This is a genomic window from Streptomyces sp. NPDC101165 (genome assembly GCF_044768135.1).
Lineage (GTDB): Bacteria > Actinomycetota > Actinomycetes > Streptomycetales > Streptomycetaceae > Streptomyces.
This window is the reverse complement of record NZ_JBIWPG010000028.1, coordinates 101737-112937: the sequence shown is the minus strand read 5'-3', so window position 1 is coordinate 112937 and position 11201 is coordinate 101737. Positions and strand designations below refer to the sequence as shown.

1 protein-coding gene (running past one end of the window) is annotated in these 11201 nt (G+C 74.9%); it reads right to left on the bottom strand.

The window, feature by feature from the left end; translation table 11 throughout:
* Positions 1–12: 12 nt before the first annotated feature.
* Positions 13–11201, bottom strand: partial view of a type I polyketide synthase gene (locus ACIRVH_RS41160; RefSeq protein ID WP_403964859.1) — the 3' end only. The gene runs 16519 nt beyond the window's last position; only the last 11189 of its 27708 coding nucleotides appear in the window; the start codon falls outside the window, past its right edge; its stop codon occupies positions 13–15.

Sequence of the window (11201 nt, the reverse complement as noted above, 5' to 3'; positions counted from 1 at the left end):
AATTTCCCTCCCTCAGTCGACCGTCAGGTCGGACGAGCCGTTCAGCGCGGTTCGGACCAGGTCGTCCACGGTCATCTCGTCGACGTCCACCTGCTCGGCGGCGTCGTTCGGCTCGCCGCTGTCCGCCGGCTGGGTGCCGCGGCCGGTCAGTTGCAGCAGGGGTTCCAGCACGCCGATCTCGCGGAGCCGGCCGAGCGACACGGAGGCGAGCAGCGAACGGATGGCCACCTCGTCGCCGTCGACCACCGCGCCGTCGCTCGCCTCGTCCAGCCCGAGTTCGTCGAGCAGGTACGCGGTCATCGCCGAGGGCGTCGGCTGGTCGAACACCAGCGTGGACGGCAGGGTCAGCCCGGTCGCGCCGGTGAGCCGGTTCCGCAGCTCGACGCCGCTCAGCGAGTCGAAGCCCATGTCCCGGAACGCCCTGTCGGGTCCGACCAGCTCGGCATCGGCGTGGCCGAGCACCGCCGACGCGCTGTCCTGCACCAGCCGCAGCACCTGCTCCCGGCGCCGCACCGGCGTCAGGCCGGCGAGCCGCGTCAGCAGCCTCGGCGCCTCCTCCTGCCGCCGCGCCGGGGTGTCGAGGTCCTCGCCGCCGGGCAGTTCCTGGAGCAACGTCCGCAGGCGGGATCCCGTGGCGCCGCGCAGGAACGCCGCCGCGCTCACTCGGGCCACCACCGCGGCCGCCACCGGCTCCACGACGAGTTGCCGCAGCGCCGTCACGGCCAGCGCCGGGTCCATCGCGCCGACGCCGGTGCGCTGCGCGCCCTCCTCGGCACGTGCGGTGGCGGCCATGCCGCCGCCGTCCCAGGCGCCCCACGCGATCGACGTGGCCGGGAGGCCCTTCGACCGGCGCTGCTCGGCCAGCGCGTCCAGCACGGCGTTCGCGGCGGCGTAGTTGGCCTGGCCGGGGTTGCCCACCGCGCCCGACGCCGACGAGAACAGCACGAATCCGGTCAGGTCGAGATCACGCGTCAGCTCGTCGAGCAGTAGCGCCGAGGTCACCTTGGCGCGGAACACGTCCTGGAAACGGTCCGGCGTCAGGGCATCGACGACGCCGTCGTCCAACACGCCCGCCGTGTGCACGACCGCGGTCAACGGGTGTTCGTCCGGGATACCGTCCAGCAGCGCGGCCAGGCCGGCCCGGTCGGCCACATCGCACGCCGCGACGGTGACCTGCGTGCCGAGGCCCTCCAGTTCCGCCCGCAGTTCGGCGGCACCCGGCGCGGCCTCGCCGCGACGGCCGGCGAGCAGCACGTGCGGCACGCCCTCCGCGGCGAGCGACCTGGCGACGTGCGCGGCCAGCGCTCCGGTGCCGCCGGTCACCAGGACCGTGCCGTCCGGCGTCCACAGGCGGTCCGGGTCGGCCGCCGACGCTGGCACGAGCCGGCGGCCGAACACCGCGCCCGGCCGCACCGCGACCTGGTTTTCACCGCCCTCGCCGGACAGCGCACCCGGCAGCCGGGTCGCCGTGGCCCCGTCCAGAAGGGACGGCAGGTCCACGAGACCGCCCCAGCGGTGGGGGTGTTCGAGAGCCACGACGCGTCCGAGGCCCCACACCGCCGCCTGCACCGGGTGCGTCAACGGCTCGTCGGCGTCCACCGACACCGCGCCACGGGTCGCGCACCACAGGGGCGCGGTGATGCCGGCGTCGCCGAGGGCCTGCACGAGCGCGGTGGTCAGCAGCGCGCCGTTCGGTACGGCGCCGACGATGGTCTCGTCCAGCGCCAGCAGCGACAGGACGCCCGCGACCCGCGTGCCGTCCACGGCCTCACGCAGCTGTACGGCCACCCGCTCGCGATCGGTGTCGCCGATCTCGACCCGGACCGAGTCCGGGCCGAGCGCGCCGACCACGGTGTCCGCCCAGGCGTCGCCGACCCGGTCGGCCGGCAGCACCGTGAGCCATGTGCCCGTGACGGCGGTACGGCGTCCGGCGACGGGGCGCCAGGCGATCCTGTGCCGCCAGCTGTCCACCGTGGACTGCTCGTCCCTCGCGCGCCGCCAGTCGAGCAGTTTCGGCATGACCTTCGCCAGCGCCTCGCCGTCGACGTCGAGCATGGACTCCAGCGCTTCGAGGTCGGTGTCCTGGACGGCCGCCCAGAACCCGTCGTCGTCGCGTCGGCCGGCGGGCACGACCGTGGTCGCCGTGATCTCCGGCCAGAACCTCTCGTGCTGGAAGGGGTAGGTGGGCAGCCCGATCCTTCGGGCACCGGCGTGCACGGCGGCCCAGTCGACGCGGACGCCCCGCGTGAACAGCGTGCCGAGTGCCGCGGCCAGCGCCGCGTCCTCGTCCCGGTCGCGGCGCAGCGAGGCCACCGCGACCGCTCCTGCGCCGTTCATCGCGATGGTGTCCTGGGCCATCGCGGTGAGCACACCGTCGGGGCCGATCTCCAGGAACGTCGTGACGCCGCGGGCCAGCAGGGTCCGCACACCGTCGGCGAACCGGACCGCGTCGCGGACGTGCCGGACCCAGTACGCCGGATCGGTGACGAGGTTCCCCGGCTCGACGACCACGCCGGTGAGCGTGGAGACCAGCCGGATCGTCGGAACGTGGTAGGTCACCTGGTGGGCGAGGCGCTCGAAGTCGGCGAGCATCGCGTCCATGTGCGGGGAGTGGAACGCGTGGCTGACGTTGAGCCGCCTGGTCCTGCGTCCCCGGTGCGCGAAGTGCACGGCGACCGCGTCGACCGCGTCGGCGTCACCGGCGATCACCACCGCCTCGGGGCCGTTCACCGCCGCGATGGACACGGCATCGGTGAGCAGCGGGATCACCTCGTCCTCGGACGCCTGCACGGAGACCATCGCGCCGCCGGTCGGCAGCGCCTCCATCAGCCGCCCGCGGGCAGCGACCAGCGCCGCCGCGTCGGCCAGCGAGAACACACCGGCCACGTGGGCCGCGGCCAGCTCGCCGACGGAGTGCCCGGCCAGGAAGTCGGGCCTGATGCCCCACGACTCCACCAGCCGGTACAGCGCCACCTCCAGCGCGAACAGCGCGGTCTGGGTGAACTCCGTGCGGTCGAGCGCGCCGTCCGTGCCGTCCCACATCACCTGACGCAGCGGCTGTGCCAGATGCGGGTCCAGCTCCGCGACGACCGCGTCGAACGCTTCGGCGAACACCGGGTACAGCTCGTACAGGCGACGGCCCATGCCGGCGCGCTGCGCGCCCTGCCCGGTGAACAGGAACGCCAATGCGCCGCTGCCGGCGCGATCCGTGCGCACGGCCGCCGACGGCGTGCCCTGGGCGAGGGCGGTGAGCCCGGCCCGCAGGGTGTCGACGTCGGCCGCGAGCACGGCGGCGCGCCGGTCGAACATGCCGCGGGTGGTACCGAGGGAGAGCCCCAGGTCCGGCAGCGAAGTGACGTCCGTGTCGAGCAGACGGCGGGCCTGATCGCGCAGTGCCGCACCGGTCACCGCGGAGAGGGGCAACGCCAGTACCCCGTGCGGTCGTTCGGAGACGGTCTCGGTCACCGCCGACGGCGCCTGTTCCAGGATCAGGTGCGCGTTGGTGCCGCTGGCGCCGAAGGACGACACCGCCGCGCGGCGAGGCCGGTCGGTCTCCGGCCAGGCCGTCGCCTCCGTGACGAGCCGTACCGCACCGGACGACCAGTCCACGTGCGAGGACGGCTCGCCGACGTGCAGGGTCCGTGGCAGCATGCCGTGCCGCATGGCCAGCACCATCTTGATGACACCGGCAACACCGGACGCGGCCTGGGTGTGGCCGATGTTCGACTTCACCGAACCGAGCAGCAGCGGACGTTCCCGGTCTCGGCCGTACGTCGCCAGCAGCGCCTGCGCCTCGATGGGGTCACCCAGCTTGGTGCCGGTGCCGTGCGCCTCCACGGCGTCCACGGCGGACGGTGCCAGGCCGGCAGCGGCCAGCGCCCGGCGGATGACCCGTTGCTGCGCGGGGCCGCTCGGCGCGGTCAGGCCGTTGGAAGCGCCGTCCTGGTTGATGGCGGAGCCGCGCAGGATCGCCAGCACCTCGTGGCCGTTGCGCCGTGCGTCGGAGAGCCGCTCGAGAACGACCATGCCTACGCCCTCGGCCCAGCCGGTGCCGTCCGCCGCGTCGGAGAACGCCTTGCAGCGGCCGTCCGGCGACAGCGCACCGAGGTCGGTGAACTCCACGAAGTTGACCGGCGTGGACATCACCGCCACGCCACCGGCCAGTGCCAGGTCCGTCTCTCCGGACCGCAGCGCCTGGGCCGCCAGGTGCATCGCGACCAGCGACGACGAGCACGCCGTGTCCACCGAGACGGTCGGTCCCTCGAGGCCGAAGGTGTAGGCGAGGCGGCCGGACAGCAGGCTCGCCGACTGCGCGGTCTGCCAGTCACGCCCCTCCGCGACGGGCCGGTAGTCGCCGCTGATGCCGCCGACGTACACGCCGGTGTCCGAGCCCCGCAGCCCGGCCGGGTCGACGCCGGCTCGCTCCAGCGCCTCCCACGCCGACTCCAGCACCAACCGCTGCTGCGGGTCCATGATGACCGCCTCGCGCGGTGAGATACCGAAGACCGCCGGGTCGAAGTCGGCCGCTTCGGCGAGGAATCCGCCGGCGCGCGCCACCGTGCGCGGCCGGCCGGCCGGGCCCGGCTCGAACAGCCCGGCCAGGTCCCAGCCGCGGTCCGTGGGCATGGGGCCGATGGCGTCGGTGCCCACGACGATCAGTTCCCACAGCTCTTCCGGCGACCCCACCCCACCCGGGTAGCGGCAGGCCATGCCGACGATGACCACCGGGTCGTCGTCGGCGGCCACGGCGCGCACCGGCGCGAGGTCCTCGGTCCGCTCGCCGAGCAGTTCGGCGAGCAGGTGGTCGGCCAGCACGGCCGGCGTCGGGTGGTCGAAGGCCAGGGTGGCCGGCAGCGGCAGCCCGCTCAGCTCGGTGAGCTGGTCGCGCAGGTCCACCGCGGTCAGCGAGTCGATGCCGAGGTCCTTGAACGGCAGGTCCGGATCGATCGCCGTGCCGCCCGCATGGCCGAGCACCGCGGCCACCCGGTCGCGGACCAGGGCGCGCACCTCAGGGGCGCGATCCTGTTCGGGCAGGGTGAGCAGGCGGTCGCGCAGACCGTGCCCCGCCGGTTCCGCGACGGCGGCCTCCGGCAGCTCGGTGAACAGCCTGCTGGGCCGGGTTCGCGCGAAGGCGGGGGCGAAGGTCTCCCATGCCACGTCGGCGACCGTCACATCGACGGCGCCGCCGAGCACGCCGTCCAGGGCGGCGAGCGCCCGGCCGGGCTCCATGGCCGGCAGGCCGTTGAGGTGCAGGTGCCGGGCCATCCCGTCGCCCTCGCTGCCGGCCCAGGCGCCCCACGCCACCGCGACTCCGGCCAGGCCACGGGCCCGTCGCGCGGCGGCGACGGCCTCGCGCCGCGCGTCGGTGGCGGCCTGCCCGGCCCGGTCCCGCACGCCCCAGGTGCCGGCGACCGACCCGAACAGCACGAACGCGTCGAGCGGGGTGTCGTGCAGCAGTGCGGCCAGGTTGTCGGCTCCGGCGTCGCCGGTGACGAAGACCGTCGAGACGGCGTGCTCGGCGAGCAGCGCGGCCAGCGCGTCCCGGTCCTCGGGGTCCACATCGGACGCCGTGACCGGCACGCCCAGGTCGCCCGGGTTGCTGCCGAGCAGCAGCAGGCCCGGCACCCGACGGTCGGCCAACCAGCGCGCCGTGCGCGCACCTTCGGGGGTGTCCGCGCCGGTGACCAGCACCATGCCGGTGGCGGTCCATTCCGCGGCGAGACCCACGTCACGGACCAGCCGGCGGCCCAGCACGCCGTGATCGCGCACGGCGACGTTGTCCTCCGCTCCACCGAGCGCCGACCTGACGTGCTCGACGGTGGTCGTCGTCACCGGGCCGGACAAGTCGAGCAGGCCACCCCAGCGGTCGGCGTGGTCGAGGGCCGCGACCCGGCCGGCGCCCCACAGCGCGGCGCGAGCGGGCACCGGTTGCTCGCCGCCGACGACGGCGACGGCCCCGCGCGTCACGAGCCAGACCGGGAGCCCGGTTCCCTCGAACGCTGCCAGCAGCGCCTCGGGCCACGCCTCGTCGGGGACGTCGTCGCTGTCGGTGGCGGCGAGCAGGGACAGGATCCCGGCGAAACCGTCCGTGTCGGGGAGGTCCGCGCCCGGCACCACGGGCACCACGTCCAGCGCCGCCACGACGGAGGCCACGGTCTCGTCCGCCTGCCAGCCGGCCGGCACAAGTGCCAGCCACCGTCCGTCGCCGGGTTTCTGCCGGACGGGACGCCACGTGATGCGGTAGCGCAGGCCGGCCGTGGCCGCACGGTCGCGGCGACGGCGACGCCACTGCGACAGCGCCGGCACCACCGTGGAGAGCTCAGTGCCTTGGAGCTCCAGGGCCGATGCCAGGGTGTCGAGGTCGGCACGTTCGACCGCCGCCCAGAACTCCGCGTCCACGGGATCGGCCACGGTGACGGGCGCCGCCGTCGGCCAGAACCGCTCGCGTTGGAAGGCGTAGGTGGGCAGGTCGATGGTGCGTGCGCCGCTGCCGGCGAAGTACGCCGTCCAGTCGATGTCGACGCCCTGCGTGTACAGGCGCGCCAGCGCCGTGACGACAGCGCGTTCCTCGCCCCGGTCGCGACGCAGCGCCGCCACGAGGGTGGCCTCGGCGCCACGCTCCAGCACGGTCTCGGCCGCCATCGCGGACAGCACGCCGTCCGGGCCGAGTTCGAGCAGGGTCGTCACGCCCGCGTCGAGCAGCGTCGCCACGCCGTCGCCGAACCGCACCGCCTCGCGGACGTGCCGGACCCAGTACTCCGGCGTGGCCAGCTCATCGCCGGCGATACCGCCGGACACGTTGGACACCACCGGAATCTGCGCCGGGGCGAAGGACAAGCCTTCGACCACGGAGCGGAACTCGGCCAGCATCGGGTCCATGAGCGGTGAGTGAAACGCGTGCGACACCCGCAGTTCACGGGACCGCGTGAACCGCGCCGCCACCGTGGCGACCGCCTCGGTCTCACCGGCGACCACAACGGCCCGCGGGCCGTTGACGGCCGCGACCACCGCGCCGTCGACGAGCTCGGCGCGGACCTCGTCCTCGCCGGCTTCGATCGCCGTCATGCCGCCGCCGGCCGGCAGCGCGGCCATCAGCCGTGCCCGTGCCGAGACCAGTGCCGCCGCGTCGGCCAGCGTCAGCACGCCGGCCACATGTGCCGCCGTGATCTCACCGACGGAGTGACCGGCGACGAAGCCGGGCTCGACGCCCCACGACTCCATCAGGCGGTACAGCGCCACTTCCACCGCGAACAGCGCCGGCTGCGTCCCCCCGGTGCCGTTCAGGGCGTCGGCGTCCGAGCCCCACATCACGGCACGGACATCGGCCTCCAGCTCCGTGACCACCGCGTCGAACGCCTCCCGGAACACCGGGAACCGTGCGTACAGCTCACGCCCCATGCCCAGCCGCTGCGAACCCTGACCGGAGAACACGACCGCCAGTGCGCCGTCGCCGCGTGCCGTGCCGGTGACTGTCTCCACGACACCGTCGGGTGCGGACAGCAGCACCGCGCGGTGGGCGAGGTGGGCGCGGGTGCTGACCAGCGACCACGCCACGTCGACCCGCTCGTGGTCGGTGACGAAGGCTTCCAGCCGCCCGCGCTGCGCGTCCAGCGCCTCGCGGGTGCGCGCCGACACCGGCCACGGCAGGATCTCCGGGCTGACGGAGCGGGCGGCCGACTCCGCCTCCGGGGCCTGCTCGACGACCACGTGCGCGTTGGTGCCGGAGATGCCGAACGCCGACACTCCGGCCCGGCGCGGACGGCCGGTCTCCGGCCACGCGATCGAGTCGGTGACCAGTTCGACCACGCCGGCCGACCAGTCGACGTGTGAGGACGGCGGGTCCGCGTGCAGGGTCGGCGGCACGATGCCGTGCTGCATCGCCATGACCATCTTGATGACAGCGGCCGCACCCGCAGCGGCCTGAGTGTGACCGATGTTCGACTTCACGGAACCGAGCAGCAGCGGCGTCTCGCGGTCCCGGCCGTAGGTGGCCAGCAGCGCGTGCGCCTCGATCGGGTCGCCGAGCGAGGTGCCGGTGCCGTGCGCCTCGACCGCGTCCACGTCCCTCATGGACAGACCGGCGTCGGCGAGCGCGGCGCGGATGACCCGCTGCTGCGACGGGCCGCTGGGCGCGGTCAGACCGTTGGACGCGCCGTCCTGGTTGATGGCGGTGCCGCGCACCAGGCCCAGCACGTGGTGGCCGTTGGCCCGCGCGTCGGACAGCCGCTCCAGCACCAGGACGCCGACGCCCTCGGCCCAGGCGGTGCCGTCCGCGTCGTCGGCGAACGACCGGCACCGACCGGTCGGCGACAGGCCGCCCTGTGTGGTGAACTCCATGATCGAGTCCGGTGTGGACATCACGGACACGCCACCCGCCAGCACGAGCGAGCATTCGCCGGAGCGCAGCGCGCGCGTGCCCCAGTGCATCGACACCAGCGACGAAGAGCACGCCGTGTCGACGGTCACGGCCGGGCCCTCCAGACCCAGCGTGTACGACAGCCGGCCGGACAGGATGCTCGCCGTGTTGCCGGTGGCAGCGTGGCCGCGCACGTCCTCGGTGGCGGTCCGCAGGACGGTCAGGTAGTCCTGCCCGTTGGTGCCGACGAACACCCCGGTCTGCGAGCCGCGCAGTGCGGTGGGGTCGATGCCGGCGCGCTCCACCGCCTCCCACGCCGTCTCCAGCAGCAGCCGCTGCTGCGGGTCCATCGCCAGGGCTTCGCGCGGCGAGATGCCGAAGAACGCCGCGTCGAAGTCGGCGACGCCATCGAGGAAACCGCCCTCCATGGTGGCCGACGCACCCGCCGCGAGGGCGGCCAGGTCCCAGCCGCGGTCCGTGGGGAACGCCCCGATGCCGTCCTGGCCGCCGGCGACGAGCTCCCACAGCTCCTCGGGCGAGTTGACGCCGCCCGGGAAGCGGCAGGCCATGCCGACGATGGCGATCGGTTCGTCGTCCGCGGGGCGCGTCGCGGCCACGGCCGCCGGCACCTCCGCGTTCCCGAGGATCTCGGCGAGCAGGAAGTCCACCAGATCCGTCGGCGTCGGATGGTCATAGACGAGTGAGGCGGGCAGTGTGGTGCCGGTCGCCGCGGCCAGACCGTTGCGCAACTCAAGCGTCGTCACCGAGTCGAAGCCCAGGTCCCGGAACGCGCGGTCGTGCTCGATCCGGCCGGTGTCGGAGTGCCCGAGCACGGCGGCGATCTGCGCCCGCACCAGCTCCAGCAGCACCTTCTTGCGGTCGCTCTCCTTGCGGCCCGACAGGTCCGCGCGCAGGCCGGACCCCGACGGCCGCTCGACGGCCGGGCCCGTACGCAGCGCCCTGACCGCCGGCAGGTCCTCGACCAGCCGGGTGGGCCGCATCGGCGCGAACGCGGGCACGAACGTCGCCCAGTCGACATCGGCGACGACCACCGCCACGTCGTCCAGCTCGACGGCCCGGCGCAGCGCGTCGACACCCGTCCGCGCACGCAGCGGCTCGAACCCGCCGCGCCGTACCCGTGCGGCCAACCCGCCGTCGGCGACCATGCCCGCGTCGGCCCACGGGCCCCACGCGATCGAGGTCGCGACCCGGCCCTGCGCCCGCCGCCACGCGGCGAAGGCGTCCAACCAGGCGTTCGCGGCGGCGTAGTTCGCCTGTCCCGGCGCGCCGATCGTGCCGGCGGTGGACGAGAACAGCACGAATGCGTCGAGTTCCAGCCCCGCGGTGAGCTCGTCCAGGTTCCGGGCCGCCGTCGCCTTGGCGTGCAGCACGGTCGCGAACGACTCCGGCGTGAGCGCGTCCAGCACGCCGTCGGCCAGCACCCCTGCGCCGTGGAAGACAGCCGTGGGCGTCACGTCGGCGAGCAGCGCGGCCAGCGCCTCGCGGTCACCGGCGTCGCACGCGGCGACGGTGACCCGCGCGCCGAGCGCCTCCAGCTCCGTGGCGAGCTCCACGGCGCCGGGTGCGTTCGGACCGCGTCGGCTCGTCAGCACGAGGTGCTCGGCTCCGGCCCCGGCCAGCCAGCGCGCCAGGTGCCCGGCGATGCCGCCGGTACCGCCCGTGATGAGCACGGTGCCCCGCGGGCGGTACGGCCGGCCGGTGCCGGAGGCGGCGTGGGCGAGCCTGCGGGCGAACGCGCCGGCCGCGCGCACGGCGGCCTGGTCCTCGCCGGCCCCGGCGAGGACTCCGCCGAGCCTCTGTGCGGTGACAGCGTCCAGTCGTGACGGCAGGTCGACGAGACCGCCCCAGGTCGCGGGCTGCTCCAGCGCCGCCACCCGGCCGAGGCCCCAGACCGCGGCCTGGGCGGGGTCGGGGATCTCCGTGCTGTCGACGGCGACGGCGTCCCGCGTGACGCACCACAAGGGCGCGGTGATCCCGGCATCGCCGAGCGCCTGCACGGCGACGGTGGTCAGCGCCAGGCCCGCGGGCACCTCGCCGTCGCCGGGCGCGGCAGCCGACAGCAGCGACACCACGCCCGCGAAGCCGCCCCCGGCGGCCTGGTCGCGCAGCGCGTCGGCGAGCGCGGCCCGGTCGGGCTCCGTGACGTCGAGCCGGACGGTGTCCGCCCCGGCGGCGACGAGACCGCCGACGGCCGCGGTCGACCACTCCGAGTCGCCGGGCGCGAGCACCAGCCAGGTGCCGCCGAGCGACGGGGAGCCGCTGGGCATCGGCGCCCACACGACGCGGTAGCGCAGGGAGTCCACGGCGGACTCCTCGTCGCGGCGGCGACGCCAGGTCGAGAGCGCCGGCACCATCGCCGAGACGGTGTCGGCGGGCAGACCGAGGGCGGTGGTGAGGGACTCGACGTCGGCCTCCTCCACGGCCGCCCAGAACGTGGCGTCGACGGTGTCGCCGGGCCGCGGCGCCGCGTTGACGTCCTGCTCCGGCCAGAAGCGCTCGTGCTGGAACGCGTAGGTCGGCACGTCGATCCGGCGGGCGCCGGTGTCCGCGAAGAACGCCGTCCAGTCGACGGGGACGCCGTGCACGTGCAGGGCCGCGACGGCCGCGGCGAGGGCGGAGATCTCGGAGCGGTCGCGCCGCTGCGACGCGACGACCGCCACTCCGTCCTCGGGCAGGCTCTCCTGCGCCATGCCGGTCAGCACCGCGTCCGGACCGAGCTCCAGGAAGGCGCGCACGCCGTGCCCGGCCAGCCATGTGACGCCGTCGGCGAACCGCACCGCGGCGCGTACGTGCCGCACCCAGTACTCGGGGTCGCAGACCTGCC